The following is an 18,410-nucleotide window of genomic DNA, read 5'->3' as shown; positions in this document are numbered from 1 at the left end:
GTCAGCGCGGGCGCCGCGCCGCCTCTGGGCGTGACGGCCGACGGCGCCGCGTCCAGCCCCCGGCCGGTTCGCGTTCAGGCGTCGTCCACGATCCGCCGCATGAGCTCCACCGGCAGGCGCGGGTTGGCGGCCGCCCCGCCCGTCGTCGACGGATCGTCAAACAGCTCCAGCAACCGCTCGAGCGACAGCCGCGGATCGGCGGCCGCTATCTTGCGGACCCCGGCCACCGGATCGCGGCTGAGCCGCTCGATCAGCTCCGGCGGGGCGTCGGGATCGAGCTGCGCCAGCGCCCGGGCCTGGGCCTCGGGCGCGTCCGCCAGCCGGGCCAGCCCGACGCGCCGGAAGCTGGGATGATCCAGCAGCCGCCCCCGGGTGATCATCGTCCGGGCCTCGAGGTAGGTTTCGAGCACGGTGTCGCCCGGCACGTCCCGCTGCCTCTCGCACAGCAGCAGCCGGACCGCGAAGTCCGCATCGCCGGCGAGCACCGCGACCAGCTCCGGCGCCAGGTGCGGATTCCCGGCAACGCTGCGGCGCAGCCCGATGTGCGCCGAGTACACGCACCGCCGCTGCTCCTCCCGGTCCCGGGTCCGCGCGGCCCACCGGGCGGGGACGATCCGATCCCAGGGCTCGACGCGGTAGTCGATGGCCGCCCGCTGCTCCTCGGTGAGCTCGCGCCGCATCGCCACGACCATCCGCACCAGCTCCGAGGGGTCCACCGCCAGCCGCGCGACGATCTCGGCGGGCAGCCGCGGATCGGTGGCGGCGTGGGCGCGGTTGCCTTCGTGCTCGTCGTCGGCCAGCGCCACGGCCTCGCTGACGTCCCCCGCCGGCTCCTCGTCCGCCGGTTCCTTTTCCGGCGTCGACCGCCCCCGCAAATCCTCCGGCGCCCACCCGTTGTCCCACATGCACTCCCGCAGCTTCGGGTGCCGCTCGAGCAGCCGCTCGTACGCCCAGCGGGGCATCCCCTGTCGCAGCGGCCACCAGAACCACTCGGGCCCGAACGCGAGCGGGGCCAGCACGCCCGGCGCCGGATCCTCGACCAGCCGGGCCCGCTGCTCGGACCCGAGGAAGGGCGCCTCGGCCAGCAGCCGCCGCACCTCAACGTTCGGATGCCCGACGAGCGCCTCGACCTGCTCGTCGGTCCAGTCCTCGCGGTACAGCAGGGTGGAATACTTTTCGGGCCACCGCACGTCGGCGAGCCGCCGCAGCAGCTCGGCGGGAATGGCCGGGTTGCGGGCCAGCCCGGTGAGGCGCGCCCTGGTGGTTTCGTCCTGGTGGTTGACCGACGTCTCGTTGCCGTTCAGCGGAGACCTCCCCGTTCGCCGTCACACGGACGAGAGGTCACCGTAGAAGAAGTTTGCGCAGGTCAACAGGGCTGCACGACCGATTCATCAGCGTCGTTGGTGGCGGTACACTGACAACAGCTCCAACCTCGCGTCGGGGCCACCGTCGTTGCAGACCGAGCGGTCGTACGGCCGGCCGCCCATGTCGTGCCGCTACGAGCCCGGCGGCTCAGTCCGGGGCGGGTAGGCAGCCGCCGTCGGCGATGGCGGCGCCGGATTGTGCTGCACGTCGTAGCCGACACGCTCGACCGGCCCGTGCACCCCGACACCGACATCGTCGACGCGGGCGGGCGCTCGCTGCTCGTCGCGCAGCTGTGCGTGGCGCTGAGCGAAGCCCCTCGGCGTCGAGGTCCCATACGTCACGGTGGCCCTCAACCGCACCCCAGCCGGCATCGCCGCCGCGGGCGGCGATTCCCCCGGGCTGCGATCGCGCAACTCCCCCGATGCTGGCCCTGTGGTGCGTTTGGCGGCAGTTCGCTGGGTAGCCTCACCCGTTGACACAGGCGAAGGGAACGCTCGTGGCGACGTTGGTGGCGGTCAATGTCGGCCTGCCCAAGGATGTCTGCTGGCATGGAAGGACCGTGCACACGGGCGTGTGGAAGCAGCCGGTCGCCGGGCCGCGGATGGTTCGCCGGCTCAACATCGACGGGGATGGCCAAGGGGATCTGGTGGGCCACGGCGGTGAGCACCGTGCTGTCCTCGTGTACCAACTCGACTCCTACCGCTACTGGGAGGAGCGGCTCGGCCGGACCGACTTCGTGTACGGCCAGTTCGGCGAGAACCTCACCGTCGACGGGCTACCCGATGACGAGGTGTGCATCGGCGACCGGTACCGGATCGGCGGCGCACTGTTTGAGGTCTCCCAGCCACGGGTGACCTGCTACCGGGTGGGCTTGCGGATGAACGAGCCGCAGATGGCCGCGCTGCTGGTCGCCCACCGACGGCCGGGGTTCTATCTGCGCGTCTTGACCGAGGGGCAGGTGACGGCGGGCGACGAGATCGTCAAGGTGGCGGACGGCCCCGAGGGCATCACTGTCGTGGACATCGACGAACTCCTGTACAAGCCGGGTCACCCGCGCGAGGAGCTGGTCCGGGCGTTGCGCATCCCCGCGCTCAGTCCCGGCTGGCAGGGATCGCTGCGGGCGCTGCTGGACCAGGCCGACAGCGGCCGGCCCTCGCTCGGCAACACCGGCCTGACGTCGGCGGCCGGTGTACCGCCACCAGCGTGGAGCGGTTTCCGCCGCCTTCGCGTCGTCGATATCGAGCCGGAAAGCGCGAGCGTGTTCTCGCTGCGTCTGGCCGCTCCCGATGGGGGGTCGCTGACCAGCGCGCTGCCCGGCCAGTTCGTTGTGCTCCGGTTGCCGGCCGGGCCGGCTGGTGCGCCGATCGTACGCAGCTATTCGTTGTCGGGCCGGCCCGGTGCGGCCGAGTACCGGATCAGCGTCAAGCAGGAGCCATTCGGCGCGGCCAGCGGCTACCTTCGGACCCACATCGTCGGTGGTGAAATGCTCGACGTTGCGGCACCACGAGGCACCTTCACGCTGCGCGACGGCGATGGCCCGGTGCTGCTGCTGTCGGCCGGTGTGGGCGCCACCCCCGTAGTGGCCATGCTGCACGCCCTCGTCGCACAGCGTTCCGAACGCGAAGTGTGGTGGCTGTACGGGGCGCGCAACGGCGGCGAGCACCCGTTTGCCCGGGAGGTCCGGTCGCTGCTCACCCAACTACCCCACGCGCACTCGCTCGTCTGCTACAGCAGACCGGGACCGGGCGATCGGCCGGAAATCGATTACACCTCCACCGGGCGTCTGACCGCCGGGGTACTCGGCCGGCTCGGGGTGCCTCACGAGGTCGACGCGTACCTGTGCGGACCACCCGCCTTCATGCAGGAGGTGCCCAGGTGGGTCGAAGAGTACGGCGTCGATCCGGTCCGGATCCACACCGAGACCTTCGGCGCCGGTCCAGAGATCACCCCTGGCATCGCCCCGCACGCGGCCACGGTCCCACATCCGCCGGCCGGTCCACCCGGCACCGGACCCGCGATCACCTTCGCCCGAAGCGGCCTGACGGTCAACTGGGACCCGCAGTATCCGAGCCTGCTCGAACTGGCCGAGGCGTGCTCGGTGCCGGTCCGGTGGTCGTGCCGTACCGGTGTCTGCCACACCTGCGAAACCGGCCTTCTGACCGGCAACATCGACTACTCGCCCGAACCGGTGGAGCCACCGGCCGAAGGCAACGCACTCACCTGCTGCTCCCAACCTGACACTGACGTCGTCCTCGACCTGTAGGCCGGCACGGATACGCGCCGCCCGGCCTACGCGCGGAAGGCGCGGGCTGACCGCCGCTGCGGCAGGGGCTGCGCACCCGCGCGGTGCGCCCGGCGCTGATCGGTTGTGCCCCTGTCAGCCAGCTGCCGGCGTCGCGGGAAGCGTTGCGGAGTAACGGTTGTCGCCGTCGAACGTCGCGGTTCGCTGCTGTACCAGGTTACCGTCCGGGGTCTTGAGCCGCACGATGCTCCAAGTCTGCTTGGCGCACGAACCAGGTGTACTCAGACGGTTGCCGGGCATTACAGCGCCGAGCACTCCGCCCGAGCCGCTCATCGTCATCATGCGCGGCATCCGGTCACCTGAGGGCACGTCCAAACTTCCAAAACCCCTAGGAGAGCAGCGTGACGAATGTCCAGCAGGACGGGAAGGTCGCACTGATCACGGGCGCGACCGGGGCGATCGGCGCGGCCGCGGCCCGGTTGCTGGCATCGCGGGGTATGCGGATTGTGGCCAACTACCGCAGCAGCCGCGACAAGGCAGACGACCTGGTCGCCTCGATCAGGTCCGCCGGCGGCCAGGCGATGGCCGCGCAAGCCGACGTGCGCGACCGGTCCGCCGTAGTCGGCATGCTCGAGCAGGCCCGGGCCGCCATGGGCGAGGTGGAGGTCCTGGTCCACAGCGCCTTGATGCCGTACGCCATCAAGTCGTTCGAGGAGATGTCGGTCGACGAACTGAGCGGCAAGGCGGAACAGGAGATCCGAGCTGCCTCCGTGGTGACGAAGGCCGTTATGCCCGGCATGACCAAGCGCGGCTACGGCCGGATCGTCTACCTGGGCACCATGGAGAGCGCGCTGCCGCTGGAGGGCATGATCGCGCTCGGGACCTCGAAGGCGGCCCTGAGCTCGTTCACCCGCTTTGTCGCGCAGGAACTGGGGCCACGTGGGATCACCGTCAACGTGGTGGCCCCAGGACCGGTGGGCGGTCACCTGCACAATGTCGCCCTCGAGCAGGATCAGGAACACAAGCAGCGCCTGGCGGCCCAGACGGCGCTCGGCCGGTTCGCCTCCCCCGATGACGTGGCCCGGGCCGTCGCCTTCTACGCCGGTGACGACAGCGAATTCATCACCGGCACCACCGCGCCGGTCAACGGCGGCATGGCCATGGACTGACCCATCCTGGAAACCGTCGGCCAGCGCAACCACCGGCGTTGGCTGTGGCACTTCGAGCTCGTGGCCTTCTCGTGCCGGATCGGGCTGACCAAGCCGGACCCCGCGGCATATTGCTGGTGCTGCCGCGAGGCCGGCCTGGTCCCCGATCACGCGTTGTTCGTGGACGACCGCGTCGGGAACATCACGTCGGACTACACACGCACCTGTTCGTCGGCCTGGGCCTGGACCTCGTCCAGCGAGTCGGGGATCTCGGCACCCGCTGAGGCGTCCGGCAGGTCGTCCTCCATCCGGTGCAGGGGACGGTAGGCCAGGCCCAGCGCGCCCCAGATCACCAGCAGCACGCCGCAGGCGAGCAGGATCAGTCCCGTACCGCGGCCATCCCCGACCCCCACGACCAGCCCGACCGTGTCCGCGAGCGCGCCCCCCGGCCGCAGCAGCGGCGTGACCGCGTCCGTGAACGGCGGTGCGGTCAGGAACGCGACCGGCGTCATCGCCACCGCCAGCATCTGGTTCGTGGCGAGCACCCGGCCCTGCAGCTCCAGGCCGACCTTGACCTGGATGATCGCGAGCCAGTGGGCGTTGAGGACGGTGAGCGAGCCGTACCAGATGAGACTGCCCGCCGCCGCGAGCGCCGTCGACGGCCGCAGCCCGACGAGCGCGGCTCCGAGACCGACCCCGATGACGAAGCCCACCATGCCCGTGGCACGGCGTTCGGCGCCGCCCCACAGCACCATGGCCAGCGCGCCGAGGCCGGCCCCGACGCCGCTGAACGCGGTGACGAGGCTGACCGCCGTCGTGCCGCCGAACGCGTACACGGTCGGCACGGTCACGGCGAGGGCGAGCATCGCGAGATAGTTCTCGACCACGAAGAACACGATCATGATCATGAGCGGGCGACGTCGGACGAGGAACCGCCAGCCGCCGACGATCGCGCGGACGAAGGTCTCCTCCTGCCGGCGGAAGAGCCGGTCGGGCAGGCGCACCAGCAGCAGCGTGCCGACGCCGACGAGCAGCGACACCACGTCGACCGCGACCACCCACGGCATGCCCAGCGCCGTGATCAGCGCGCCGCCGGCCAGCGGGGCGATGAGCATGCCGATGCCCGGGCCGAGGTTCGCCAGCGCGTTGGCCTGGCCCAGGTAGGGCTTCGGCACCAGCTGCGCGACCGCGGCCAGGTAGGCGGGCCGGTGGAAGGCGGTCACCGCGGACAGCAGCCCGGCCAGCAGCCCGACGCTCCAGATCTCCAGGCGGCCCAGCGCCAGCAGGGTGACCACGGCGGACATGACCACCGCGCCCGCCCCGTTGCAGGCCAGCATGATGCGCCGCCGGTCGATCCGGTCCGCCACGGCCCCGCCCACCGGCAGCAGCAGGATCGAGGGCAGCAGGGCCAGCATGGTGACGAGGGCGTAGTCGGCGACGCGGCCGTTCTGCTGGTACGCCCAGACGCCCAGGGCGAACGAGCTCAGCGCGGCACCGATCAGCGAGGTGGTCTGGCCGGCCGTCATGACGTAGAACTCGCGCAGGTCGCGGCGGGCCCGGCCGCCGGTGACCGCGGTGCTGACCACCTCCGGCGTCCGGCCCGCGCCCCACTCCCGCAGCGCGTCGGCGATCTCGGCGGCCGCGGCCGCCGCCTGGTGCTTGAGGAAGTAGTGCCCGGCCCGGGGCAGGACCGCCAGCCCGACGTGATCCGCGAAGGCGCCCCATTCCGCATAGCGTTCCTGGTACAGCTCCGTCGAGCGGTCCCGCGCCCCGATCAGGCACAGCACGGGCGCCCGCAGCCGCCGCCGGTCGGGCCGGGTCAGCTCGCGGGTGAACCAGGTCTGCGACTCGTCCACGTCGTGCCGCAGGCTGCGCAGGATCACGTCGGCGTCGAGGCCCTCGTCGTCGTCGAGGCCGCCGAGCGTGCGCAGGAAGTCGCGGTACGCCCGGTCGGAGGTGAACCACGTGGCGTGGAAGCGCCGGTGCAGCCAGGAGGACACCCGCCCCGGCAGCCGCGCCGCCGGGAAGCTGCCGCCGACGACCAGCCCGGCGACCTCGCGGCCGTCGGACTCCAGGCGCAGGGCGAGCTCGGTGGCGGCCGCCGAGCCGACGCAGTGGCCGTAGACCAGCACCGGGCCGGTCGGCAGGTCCGCCACCACGCGGTCGATCAGCTCGGCCATCGGCAGCGGCGGCTCGTCGGGCCGGGCCGGGTCGTGCCCGGGTAGCTCGATCGCCAGCACGGCCGCGCCCGGGAGGCGCTGCGCGAGCTCGGTGGCGAGCGGCCCGTACGCCGCGGCCGAGCCGCCGCCGTAGGGCACGCAGACGACGGTCAGCGTCGCGTCGGCCGGGCCCGCGAGGCGGTGCAGCAGCCCGGTCGAGCCGGTGTCGCCGTCGAGATAGGCGGCCAGCTCGCGCACGGTCGGGCGGGTGAACAGGTCGATGACGCGCAGCTGCGGGTCGATGGCCCGCACGGCGCGCACGGCCTTGAACGAGTCGCCGCCGAGGGCGAAGAAGTCGTCGTCCAGCCCGATCTCGGCACCGTCGAGGACCTCGGCCCAGGCCGCGGCGACCCGCAGCTGCGTCGGGGACTCCGGCGCGACCCGGGTCGCGGCGCCCGGCGGCTGCGGTGCGGGCAGCGCGGTCCGGTCCACCTTGCCGTTGGCGGTCAACGGGAGCCGGTCGAGGACCACGAACGCCGACGGCACCATGTAGTCCGGCAGCCGGTCACGCAGCGCGGCCCGCACCACCCCGGGATCGGCCGTGGCGGGCGTGATCCAGGCGGCCAGCCGGCGGGTGTGCGCCTCGCCGACGGGCAGTACCACGGCCTCGCCGACGCCGGGGACCCCGCGCACCGCGGAGGCGACCTCGTTGAGCTCCACCCGGAAGCCGCGGATCTTCACCTGGTCGTCGACGCGGCCCAGGATCTGCACCAGGCCGTGGGCGTCGACGCGGACGCGGTCGCCGGAGCGGTACCAACCCTGCTGAAAGCGGTCGTCGACGAGGTTCAGGTATCCGCGGGCCACGCTCGGGCCGCCGATGCGCAGCTCGCCCGGCACCCCGTCCGGCACCGGCCGGCCCGCCCGGTCGGTCACCCGGCACTCGACGTTCGCGAACGGGCGTCCGATGGGGACGGTGCCGATGCGGCGGTCGGCCGGAACCTCGCGCACGTCGCAGCCGAGCACGGAGACCGTCGTCTCGGTCGGGCCGTAGTGGACCTGCACCTCGAGGTCCGGCCGGACCCGCTCGATGCGGTCGACGAGCTCCCACGGGCACGGCTCGCCGGCCAGGACGAGCAGCTCCCGGGGCAGCAGCGCGGCGAGGTCGCCGTGCGCGGCCAGCAGCTCCAGGTGGCTCGGGACCAGCTTCATCGCATCGACCGGATGCTCGGCCAGGTAGGCCGCGAACGCCTCCGGGTCCGTGGCGGTCTCGCGGTCCACGAGGTGCGCCACGCCGCCGGTGGCCAGCGCCCCGAACAGGTTCGTCATGCCGAGGTCGGCCGCGTGGGTGGACACCAGGGCGTAGGAGCCGTGGTGCCCGATGCGGTCCGCCACCGCGTGCAGGTAGTGCGCGATGTTGCGGTGCTCGACCATGACGCCCTTGGGCCGGCCGGTCGAGCCGGACGTGAAGATGAGGTACGCGAGGTGGTCCATCGGCACCACCACGGCCTCGGCCGGCTCGCCGGTCACGTCCGCGACCACGATCGCCTCGCGGCCCGGGACGCGGCACGGCTCACGGCCCGCGAACGCCGCCTCGGTGAGCACGAACCGGACCTGCGCGGCGTCGAGGATCTCCGCCACGCGGCCGTCCGGGTAGCCCGGGTCGACGGGCAGGTAGACGGCGCCGGCCTTGAGTGCGCCGAGCATCGCGACGGGCAGGGCCGTCCCGCGCTCCGTGAGCACCGCGACCGGCTCCTCGGGCCGCACGCCGGCCGCCAGCAGCCGGGCCGCCACCACCCCGGCGCGCCGGTCCAGCTCCACATAGGACAGCCGGCCGTCCGCCGCGACCACCGCGGTCGCGGCCGGCGTCGACTCCGCGTGGCGGGCGATGAGCTCGTGCAGCGGCCGGTCCAGCGGGTAGGACACCCGCGGGCCGTCCGGCCCGGGCCGCACGCCGGGCTCCAGCGCCAGCTCGCCGACGGGGCGGTCGGGCTCGGTGACCAGGCCCGTCAGCAGCGCCAGGAACCAGTCCACCAGCCGCCGGACGGTCTCCTCGTCGAACAGGTCGGACCGGAACACCAGCGGGCCGCGGTAGCCGTCGTCCACGCGCAACAGCGTGAGGTTGAGGTCGTACTTGGCCGTGTGGATCGGCAGCTCGACGCCCTGCGCGTCCAGGTTCGGCAGGCGCGGCGCCGCGGCCGGCTGCTCCAGCACGTTGAGCAGCACCTGGAAGATCGGCGTGTGACCGAGGTTGCGCTCGGGCTGCAGCCGCTCCACGATCCGCTCGAACGGGGTCTCGGACTGCGCGAGCGCGTCGATCGCCATCTCGCGGACCCGGTTGAGCAGCTCCCGCCCGGTCGGGTCGCCGGAGCAGTCGGTCCGCATGACCAGTGTGCCGATGAAGCAGCCGATCATCTTCTCGACGTCGGGGTGGTGCCGGCCTGCGACCGGGACGCCGATCGGGATGTCGTCCGTGCCGCACACCCGGGCCAGCAGGGCCTGGAGCGCGGTGAGCAGCACCATGAACGGGGTGGCCCCGCAGGAGGCGGCGAGGCCGGCGATCGGGCCGGCCAGCGCCGCGGGCACGTGCACCGGCACCTGGCCGGCCCCGTGGCCGGCCACCGCGGGGCGGGGCCGGTCGGTCGGCAGGTCCAGCACCGGCGCCAGGCCCTGCAGCCGCTCGACCCACCGGTCCAGGGCCGCCGCCGACGGCTCGAGGCCGGCCTGCCAGCGGGCGTAGTCGGCGTACTGCAGCCCGGGCGCGTCCGGCGCCGGGCGGCCGTCGAGGCGGCGGGTGTACAGGTCGGCGATCTCGCGCAGCGCCAGATCCACCGACCACTCGTCGAAAGCGATGTGGTGCACCACGAGCAGCAGCACGTGTTCATCCGGCCCGTCGCGGCGGATCAGCGCCCGCAGCGGCGGCTCCTCCTCGAGCCGGAACGCCCGCCGCCGGAACGCGTCCAGCTCCTCGTCGGTCTCGACGGGCACGTCGTCCGCGCCGCCCAGCACCGCGGTCGGCACGCCGTCGCGGTCCACGAACCGGGTGCGCAGCACGTGGTGGCGCACGGCCAGGTCCCGGATCGCGGCGGTCAGCACGGCCACGTCGAGCGGGCCGGTCAGCCGCACGGTGGCCGTCACGTGGTAGGCGCCGCTGTCCGGCTCCAGCTGGTGCAGGAACCACAGCCGGGCCTGCGCCGGCGACAGCGGCGCCGGCGAGTCCTGGTCGGGGGACGCGGGAATGGTACTGGCGGTGCGGACGGCGTTGCGGCGTGCCGCGGCCAGCCGCTGCTGCAGCAGCGAGCGCTGGGCGTCGGTGACCGTCACGCCTGCGTCCCCTCGGCCAGCAGCAACGCCTCCAGCGCGGCGGCGAAGTTCGCCAGCACCGGCTGCTCGAACTGCAGCCGGACCGGCACCGGGAAGTCCAGCGCGTCGCGGAGCCGGCCCACGACCAGCGTCGCCGACAAGGAGTGCCCGCCCAGCGCGAAGAAGTTGTCGTACACCGACAGCTCATCGCGCTGCAGCACGGCGCTCCACACCTCGGCGACCAGCTGCTCCGCCTCGGTGCGCGGCGCGACCCGCTGCTGCACCTCGTCCCGCGGCTCGGGCAGCGCCGTGCGGTCGACCTTCCCGGAGGCGTTGACCGGCAGCGCGTCCAGCGTCATCCAGCGGCGCGGAACCATGTAGTCGGGCAGCGTCGCCCGCAGCAGGGTCTCCAGGGCCTGCGTGTCCGGCGTCGACCCCGGCTGCGGCACCACGTAGCCGACGAGGTGCGCGTCGCCGGTCGGGTCGGCGACGGTCACCACCGCCTCGGCCACGCCCGGCGCCGAGCGCAGCTGCGACTCGATCTCGCCGAGCTCGATGCGGTGCCCGCGCACCTTCACCTGGTGGTCGCGGCGGCCGAGGAAGTCCAGCAGCCCGTCGGTGCGCCAGCGCACCAGGTCACCGGTGCGGTAGCAGCGCTCGCCGGGCCGGACCGGGTCGGCGACGAACGCGGCCTCGGTCAGGTCGGGCCGGCCGTGGTAGCCGCGGGCCACACCGGCTCCGCCGATCCACAGCTCGCCGATGGTCCCGGGCAGCGCGAGGCGACCGGCGGCGTCCACCACGTACACCCACTCCCCCGCCATCGGGATGCCGATGGGCACGGTGTCGCCGACGGGGGCGGTGACGCGGTACATCGTGGACACCACGGCGGTCTCGGTCGGGCCGTAGCCGTTCCAGCACTCGCCGAGCCGGGCCGTGAGCTCGCGGGCGAGCGCGGGGTCGAGGGCCTCGCCGATGGCGACCCCCCGCACCTCCGGCGACTGCCAGCCGGCCGCGACGAGCATCCGGAACGTGGTCGGGGTCGCGGTCATCACGGTCACCTTGGACTCGACGATGCGCTGCGCCACGAGGTGCCCGTCGACGGCCACGCCGCGCTCCAGCAGCACCAGCCGGGCGCCCTTGCCGAGGCCGCACCACAGCTCGAACCCGGCCACGTCGAACGAGAGTGCGGTCAGGCCGAGCATCACGTCGTCGGGCGTCACCGGCACCAGCTCGCAGTTGGCGGCGACGAACGCCGCGACGGCGCCGTGGCTGAGCTCCACCCCCTTGGGACGGCCGGTCGAGCCGGAGGTGTAGAGGATGTACGCGAGGTCGTCGGGGCCGGTCGCGGGGAGCTCGCCGGGCTCGGCGGCCAGCGCGTCGGCCAGGTCGACGAGGACGGCGCCGGTGCCCTCGACGAGCGGGCGGGCCACGTCCAGCGTCTCCGCGGCGGCGAGGACGACCTTGGCGCCGGAGTCGCTGAGCTGGTACCGCAGCCGCTCGGCCGGGTGGTCGGGCTCCAGCGGCACGTAGGCCGATCCGGCTTGCCAGACGCCGACCAGCGCGGCGGGCAGGTGCCGGTCGCGGGGCAGGCAGATCCCGACGGGCGCGCCGGACCCGGCCCCGTGCGCGCGCAGCGCGGTCGCGATCCGGGCCGCGGCCACGGCCAGGTCGCCGTAGCTCAGGGTGCCGTCGGAGGCGTCGACGGCGACGGCCGCCGGGCGGGCGTCGGCCTGGGCGAGGACCGCGTCGAGCACCGTGGCGGGCGCGTCGGCGGGCAGGTCGGGGCCGGTGCCGAGGGCCACCAGGTCGGCCCGCTCGGCGTCGCCCAGCAGGTCGAGCTGCGAGAGCGGGCGGTCGGGCTCGGCCAGCATCCCGTCGAGCAGGGCGAGCAGCCAGCGCGCCCAGCGCTCGACCGTCGCCCGGTCGAACAGGTCCCGGCGGTAGTGCAGCTCGCCGTCGTAGCCGCCGCCCTCGGCCTCCAGCGACAGGCTCACGTCGAACTTGTTGAAGTCGAGCGGGGGGTCGAGCCGCTCGGCGCGCACGCCCGGCAGCACCGGGTCGCGCTGGGCGGTCTCGAGCAGGTACAGCATCGACTGGAAGATCGGCGTCGTGGCGGTGGAGCGCTCGGGCGCCACGGCCTCCACGACCCGCTCGAAGGGCGCGGTGGCGTGCGCGAACGCCTCGAGGGTGGTCTCCCGGACGCGGCCGAGCAGCTGCCGGCCGGTTGGGTCGCCGGACAGGTCGGTGCGCATCACGAGCGTGTTGATGAAGCAGCCGACGACGCCCTCGGTCGCGCGGTGGTGGCGCCCGGACTCGGGCACGCCGACAGCGACGTCCTCGCTGCCGCAGAGCCGGCCCAGCAGCGCCTGCCAGGCCGCGAGCACCACCATGAACGGCGTCGCGTTGCACTCCCGGGCGGTCTCGCGCATCCGCTCGGCCAGGGCCGGGGACAGGCTGAACGGCAGGTAGCCGCCGCTCCAGTCGGCCACCGCCGGGTAGGGCCGGTCGACGGGGAGCGCGAGCACCGGGGCGAGCCCGGCCAGCCGCTCGACCCACCAGCCGACGTGGTCGTCCGCGGTCCGCGTGGCCTGCCACTCGGTGATGTCGGCGTACTGCAGCCGCGGCGGGGCGGGCGGCGCGCCCTGGCCGAGCCGGGCGGCGTAGAGCGCGCCGATCTCGTCGAACAGCAGGCCATGCGACCACGCGTCGGTGGCGATGTGGTGCACGGTCAGGGCCAGCACGTGGTGCTCGGCGCCAAGCCGGAAGAGCACGGCCCGCATCGGCGGCTCGCGGTCGAGCTCGAACGGCCGGCTCACCTCGGTCCGCAGCGCCGCGTCCAGCCCCGGCTCGTCGATGTCCGCCAGGGACAGTTCGATCCGGTCGGCCGGACCGGCGACGGCGTGCCCGGGCGGCGCGATGACGCTGCGCAGGACCTCGTGCCGGGCGGCGACCTCGCGCAGCGCGGCCAGCAACGCGTCGGCATCGAGCGGGCCGGTCAGCCGCAGCACCGTGGGCACGTGGTAGATCGACGGGTTGGTCTCGAACTGCGCGTTGAACCACAGCCGGGCCTGCGACGGCGACAGCGGCTGCGGCGCGTCCGGGTCGGACCGGCGCGGGATCTCCGCGTCGGCCCGGGCGGCGGCGCGGGCAGCCGCGACCCGCCGCTCCATGAGGGCCCGTAGGTTGTCCTGGTGAGACAAGGTCATCGCTTTTCCCTATTGCCGGTGGCCGGTTCGGCCACGATGTCGTCCATGACAAGCCGCTCGAGTTGCCCCGCGAAGTTCGCGAGCACCGGGTGGTCGAACAACAGCCGCACGGGGACCGCGCAGCCGAGCGTCTCGCGCAGCCGGCCCGCGACCCGGGTCGCGGCGAGCGAGTGCCCGCCGAGGCCGAAGAAGCTGTCGTCGGCGCCGATGCGATCGGTGGTGAGGATCTGGGCCCAGACGTCGGCGACCAGCTGCTCCATCATCGACTCGGCCGGCCGGTGCGGCCGGTCCTCGCCGGGCTCGGGCAGCGCGCCGAGGTTGACCTTGCCGCTGGGCGTCATCGGCAGCGCGTCGAGCACCACCCAGCGGTGCGGCACCAGATAGGAAGGCAGGCTCGCGCGCAGGTGGGCGGCGGCCTGCTCGGCGGTGACCGGGCCGGCGACGTAGCCGACGAGGTGCGCCTCGGCGCCCTGGCCCCGCGCGGTGACGACCGCGTGCTCGACGTCGGGGTGGGCGCGCAGCGCGGCCTCGATCTCGCCGAGCTCGACGCGGTAGCCGCGAATCTTCAGCTGATGGTCGCGCCGGCCGCAGAACACGATCTCGCCGTCCGGCCGGCGGCGGACCAGGTCCCCGGTGCGGTAGCACCGCCCGCCGGGCACGACGGGGTCGGGCACGAACGCGGCCTCGGTCAGGTCCGGCCGGTTGTGGTAGCCGATGGCCGGCCCGGCGCCGCCGATCCACAGCTCGCCCGCGACGCCCGCCGGGACGAGCCGCTCCAGCGGATCCATGACGTAGAGCCGCTCGCCGAGCATCGCGTGCCCGATCGGCACGGCGTCGCCGACCTCGAGGACGCGGTACGCGGTCGACAACACGGTGGCCTCGGTCGGGCCGTACACGTTCCACAGCTCCCGCACCACCGGCAGCAGCTCGCGGGCCAGGGCCGGGTCGAGCGTCTCGCCGCCGGCCCACACGCGCAGGTCCGCCCCGCCCGTCCAGCCCGCCGCGAGCAGGGTGCGCAGGATCGTCGGCGGCACGTTCATCACGTTGACGCGGTGCTCGGCGATCTGGCGGCCGAGGCGGTACCCGTCCACCGCGCTGTCGCGGTCGACGACCACGCAGCAGGCGCCGACGCCGAGCGCGGACCAGATCTCCGCGCACGAGATGTCGAAGCTGAGCGTGGCCACGGCGAGCATCCGGTCCCCGGGCCCGAAGCCGGGCTCGAAGCGCAGCGCCTCGGTGAGCGCGGCGACGCTGGCCTGCGCGACGGCCACGCCCTTCGGCTTGCCGGTCGAGCCCGAGGTGTAGAGCAGATAGGCCCGATCGCCGGGCCCGACGACGGGGAGCTCGGCCACGGGCGCGGCCGGCGCCCGGTCGAGGTCCAGCGCGCCTGATCCGGCCGCGGCGGCGGTCGTGGACCGGCAGAGCACGGTCTTCGCGCCGCCGTCCGCGGCGAGCCAGGCCAGGCGCTCGGCCGGCAGCTCCGGCTCCAGCGGCAGGTAGGCCGCCCCGGCCCGCCACACCCCGAGCAGCGTCGCCGGCATCCGGTGGTCGCGCGGCAGGCACACGCCGACGACGTCGCCGGGCTCGATGCCCTGGCCGAGCAGGACCGCCGCGATCGCGGCCGAGTCGTCCCACAGCTGCCGGAACGTCATCTCGCCGTCGGCGCCGGCGACGGCCACCTCGTCGGGGCGCTCCCGCACCTGCCGCTCGATCGCCTCGACCGCCGTGGCCGGCGCGCCGGCCGGGATCGGCGGACCGGCGGCCAGGTCGAGCAGCTGCGCCTCCTCGGCCGCGGTGACCAGCGGCAGGCGGTGCAGCAGGCGGCCCGGGTCCGCGGTGACCTCGGCGAGCACGCGCAGGAGCCGGTCCGCGAACGCCTCCACCCACTCGCGATTCGTGAGGCCGGTGTCGTACTCCACCTGAAGCTCGACCCCGTCGGCCGTCTCGTTCACGAAGACGGTCAACGGGTTCTGCGCCCCGCCGCACCCCAGCTCGCCGAGCAGCTCCAGCCGCACCCCGCCCCGCTCGACCCGGACCGGCATCCCGGCCGGCTGCGCGGAAAGCACCACCGGGGTCAGCATCGCCCCGCGCGACTGGGTGCCGACGGCCGCGAACAGGTCCTCCGTGGACGGCCGGGGCCGGTCCAGCGCCCGGGCCGTCGTCGCCGACACGGCCGCGACCGTGTCCCGGACGGTGGCCGCGGGCTCCAGCCGCAGCCGGATCGGCAGCACGTCGACGAGCGGGCCGATGACCCGGTCGAGTTCGGGTCCGGCGCGCCGGGCCACGACCACGCCGACGAGCACGTCTTTGCGGGCGGTGAACCCGGCCAGCAGCAGCCCGAGTGCGGTCAGCCAGTCCGCGAAGACCGCGGTGCCGCTCGCCGGCGGCACCGGGCGGGTGATCCGCTCGCCGCGGAAGCCCGCGGTGCCCGAGAACAGCTCGCTCGGCGGCGACGCGCCGGCCAGTTCGTCCCGCCACGCGTCCGTCGCGCCGTCGGGCGTGAAGGCGAGGTCGCCGACCTGCACCGGCGGCGGCTCGACGGTCCCGGGCGCGGCCAGCTCGGTCGCGAGCTCGTTGAGGAACGTGCCGGTGGACCAGCCGTCGAAGGCGATGTGGTCGGCGACGACCACCAGCTCCGACACCCCGGCGGCGAGCCGGATGAGCTCGACCCGCAGCAGCGGCGCGGCGCCGGTCAGGTCGAAGGCGTGACGGGCGGCGGCCTCGGCGATCGCGTCCGCCTCCCCGGCGCGCCCGGCCGCGGGCCGGTCGCGCAGGTCGTGCTCGGCGACGGGGACGTCCGTCCACCCGCCCACGACCGCGATCGGCTCGCCGTCGCGCTCGACGACCCGGCTGCGCAGCACCTCATGACGCGACACCAGCGCGGCCAGCGCCGAGCGCAGGGCGGGCGCCTCGACCGGCCCGGTGAGCCGGGCCCGGAACGCCACCGTGGTCACGGCCGGCACCGAGCCGACCTGCCGCAGCGTCCACAGGCCGTGCTGGGTCGGGGTGAGCGGGTACTCGAGCACGCCCTCGTGCCGCACTGGGCCGCTCGCGACCGGGGCCGAGCCCGCCTCTGAGCCCGCCTGCACCAGGGTGGCGAGGGCGGCGACGGTCGGCTCGGCGAGGAACGCGGCCAGCGGCACCGTGGTCGCGAACTCGCGGCCGGCGAGCGCGCAGACCCGGGCCGCGGCCAGCGAGTGCCCGCCGAGGTCGGTGAAGCGGTCGTCGACTCCGATCTCGTCGATGCCCAGCACGTCGCCGACGATCGCGGCGAGCCGCTCTTCGGCGGGCGTGCGGGGCGCGACGAACGCGGTCTCGGTCCCGCGCCGGGCGGCGAGCGCGGGCAGGGCGGCCCGGTCGATCTTGCCGTTCGGGCTCAGGGGCAGCCGCTCGGTGATCGCGAACCGGGTCGGCACCAGGTGCTCCGGCACCCGGCGGCGCAGCCACGCGCGCAGGCCGCGCTCGTCGAGGCCGGTCGCCTCCACGTGCCCGACCAGGTAGGACACGCCGTCCTCGTCGGCGGCGGCGACGACACCAGCGCGGCGCACGGCCGGGTGGCGCACGAGCACCGCCTCGACCTCGCCGGGCTCGACCCGGTAGCCACGGATCTTCACCTGGTCGTCGGCGCGGCCGGCGAACCGCAGCACGGTGCCGTCAGCGCGGACCAGGTCGCCGGAGCGGTACCAGCCGTCGCCGAACCCGCCGCTGTCGCGGTTCAGGTAGCCGCGGGCGACCACCGGGCCGCCGATCCACAGCTCGCCCAGCTCGCCGTCGGCGACCGGCTGCCCGTCGGCGTCGCGCACGGACATGACGGCGCCCGCGATCGGCTGCCCGATCGGCGGCTCGCCGGTGTCGTCGCGGCCGACCTCGGCGATCGCGCAGGTCGTGGTGCACTCGGTCGGACCGTAGAGGTTGAGCACCCGGCGCACACCGGGGTTGGCGTAGATCCGGTCGACCAGCGCCCGGGTCAGCGGCTCCCCGCCGGCGAACACGGCCCGCACGCCGCTCGGCAGCGGCTCGCGCAGCAGCGCGGCGAGCGCGGACGGCACGCCGTAGACGGTCGTGACCTCGTCGCGGGCCGGCAGCGCGGGCAGGGCGAGGACGTTCTCGGCGAGGATGACCGTGCCGCCCGTGGCCAGGGGCAGGAACAGCTGGGTGATCGAGGGGTCGAAGCAGATCGACGCGGTGGCGAGCAGGCCGCTCAGCTCCTCGGCGGTGTACGCCTCGGCCTCGTACCGCAGCAGGTTCATCGTGTTGCGGTGCTCGACGACGACACCCTTGGGGCGGCCGGTGGAGCCCGAGGTGTAGATGACGTACGCCGCGTCGGTGCCGTCGCCGGGCCGGTCGAGCGGGGTCGCGTCGGCGTCCGCGGCGATCTCGTCGACCGGCACCGCGACGGCGTCCAGGCCGGGAAGCGTCGTGGCCCGGGTGGTGGCGACGAGCCGCATCTTCGTGTCGACGGCGATGTACGCCAGCCGCTCGGCCGGGTACGCCGGGTCCATCGGCACGTAGGCGGCACCGGTCTTCAGTACGCCCAGCAGCGCCGGGAGCAGGTGCTCGTCGCGGCCCAGGCACACGCCCACGAGCTCACCGGGACCGGCTCCCGCAAGAGACAGCTCTCGGGCGATCCGGTTCGCGCGGGCGTCGAGCTCCGCGTAGCGCGTCCGGACGGTGCCGGCGATCACGGCAACCCGGTCCGGTGTGCGCCTTGCCTGCTCTTCGACCTGATCGTGGACACGCTGAAACACGCGCAGCCCTCCCCAATATCGGACGGCCGTGCGTTAGCCGTTTTCCTTCCGGAAATAATGCCGCACCAATTCAAGGGCAATCTCGGGTAAATCCACTGCAGTCAAAGGTCCGGCGATCACCGGAAACGCGGCCTCACCTCGCAGAACCGGTGCCGATCGGCGTGCGGGAAGGCCAAACCCTATTCAGCACCCTAGCGATGATTTGGTCGGTATCGCCCCACGTGCGAGTCCAAGCACATGGC

The 18,410-nt window shown here is 74.1% G+C and carries 7 protein-coding genes; 2 read left to right on the top strand and 5 right to left on the bottom strand.

Features of this window, described 5'->3' with window-relative positions; genetic code table 11:
- Nucleotides 1–74: 74 nt before the first annotated feature.
- Complete coding sequence (locus ABD352_RS37530; RefSeq protein ID WP_344617314.1) at nucleotides 75–1,190, bottom strand: hypothetical protein; 1,116 nt, start codon at nucleotides 1,188–1,190, stop codon at nucleotides 75–77.
- Nucleotides 1,191–1,837: 647 nt separating this feature from the next.
- On the opposite strand from ABD352_RS37530, the gene ABD352_RS37525 reads away from it, so the two are divergent.
- Nucleotides 1,838–3,628, top strand: a complete 1,791-nt coding sequence (locus tag ABD352_RS37525) for an MOSC domain-containing protein (protein WP_344617313.1) — start codon at nucleotides 1,838–1,840, stop codon at nucleotides 3,626–3,628.
- Between the two features lie 114 nt (nucleotides 3,629–3,742).
- Here ABD352_RS37525 and ABD352_RS37520 read toward each other — a convergent pair whose 3' ends face one another.
- On the bottom strand, nucleotides 3,743–3,958 hold the full coding sequence (locus tag ABD352_RS37520) for a hypothetical protein (protein ID WP_344617312.1): 216 nt from the start codon (nucleotides 3,956–3,958) through the stop codon (nucleotides 3,743–3,745).
- A 50-nt stretch (nucleotides 3,959–4,008) separates the two neighbouring features.
- Between ABD352_RS37520 and ABD352_RS37515 the strand changes: the two genes are divergently transcribed.
- Nucleotides 4,009–4,776 carry an SDR family oxidoreductase gene (locus tag ABD352_RS37515; RefSeq protein WP_344617311.1) on the top strand — a complete coding sequence of 256 codons (768 nt, stop codon included), beginning with the start codon at nucleotides 4,009–4,011 and terminating at the stop codon, nucleotides 4,774–4,776.
- 191 nt (nucleotides 4,777–4,967) lie between these two features.
- Here the strand turns inward: ABD352_RS37515 and ABD352_RS37510 are convergent, their stop codons facing one another.
- From ABD352_RS37510 to ABD352_RS37500, 3 genes are read right to left on the bottom strand one after another with little or no spacing between them, the layout of a single operon-like run.
- The gene (locus ABD352_RS37510; protein ID WP_344617310.1) at nucleotides 4,968–10,235 is read right to left on the bottom strand and encodes a non-ribosomal peptide synthetase/MFS transporter; all 5,268 of its coding nucleotides are present in this window, start codon (nucleotides 10,233–10,235) and stop codon (nucleotides 4,968–4,970) included.
- Nucleotides 10,232–13,420 carry a non-ribosomal peptide synthetase gene (locus ABD352_RS37505; protein ID WP_344617309.1) on the bottom strand — a complete coding sequence of 1,063 codons (3,189 nt, stop codon included), beginning with the start codon at nucleotides 13,418–13,420 and terminating at the stop codon, nucleotides 10,232–10,234. Before ABD352_RS37505 ends, ABD352_RS37510 begins: the two co-directional genes overlap by 4 nt.
- Nucleotides 13,417–18,168 carry an amino acid adenylation domain-containing protein gene (locus tag ABD352_RS37500; protein WP_344617308.1) on the bottom strand — a complete coding sequence of 1,584 codons (4,752 nt, stop codon included), beginning with the start codon at nucleotides 18,166–18,168 and terminating at the stop codon, nucleotides 13,417–13,419. The genes ABD352_RS37505 and ABD352_RS37500 overlap by 4 nt, the downstream gene beginning before the upstream one ends.
- Nucleotides 18,169–18,410 lie beyond the last annotated feature (242 nt).

This window comes from Dactylosporangium salmoneum (genome assembly GCF_039532525.1).
GTDB lineage: Bacteria > Actinomycetota > Actinomycetes > Mycobacteriales > Micromonosporaceae > Dactylosporangium > Dactylosporangium salmoneum.
This window is presented reverse-complemented; position numbering and strand designations above follow the sequence as displayed.

Bases quoted from the DNA above. Each gene is read 5' to 3' on its own strand.
- ABD352_RS37520 (WP_344617312.1), bottom strand. From the start codon at position 3,958: ATGCCGCGCATGATGACGATGAGCGGCTCGGGCGGAGTGCTCGGCGCT.
- ABD352_RS37505 (WP_344617309.1), bottom strand. From the start codon at position 13,420: ATGACCTTGTCTCACCAGGACAACCTACGGGCCCTCATGGAGCGGCGG.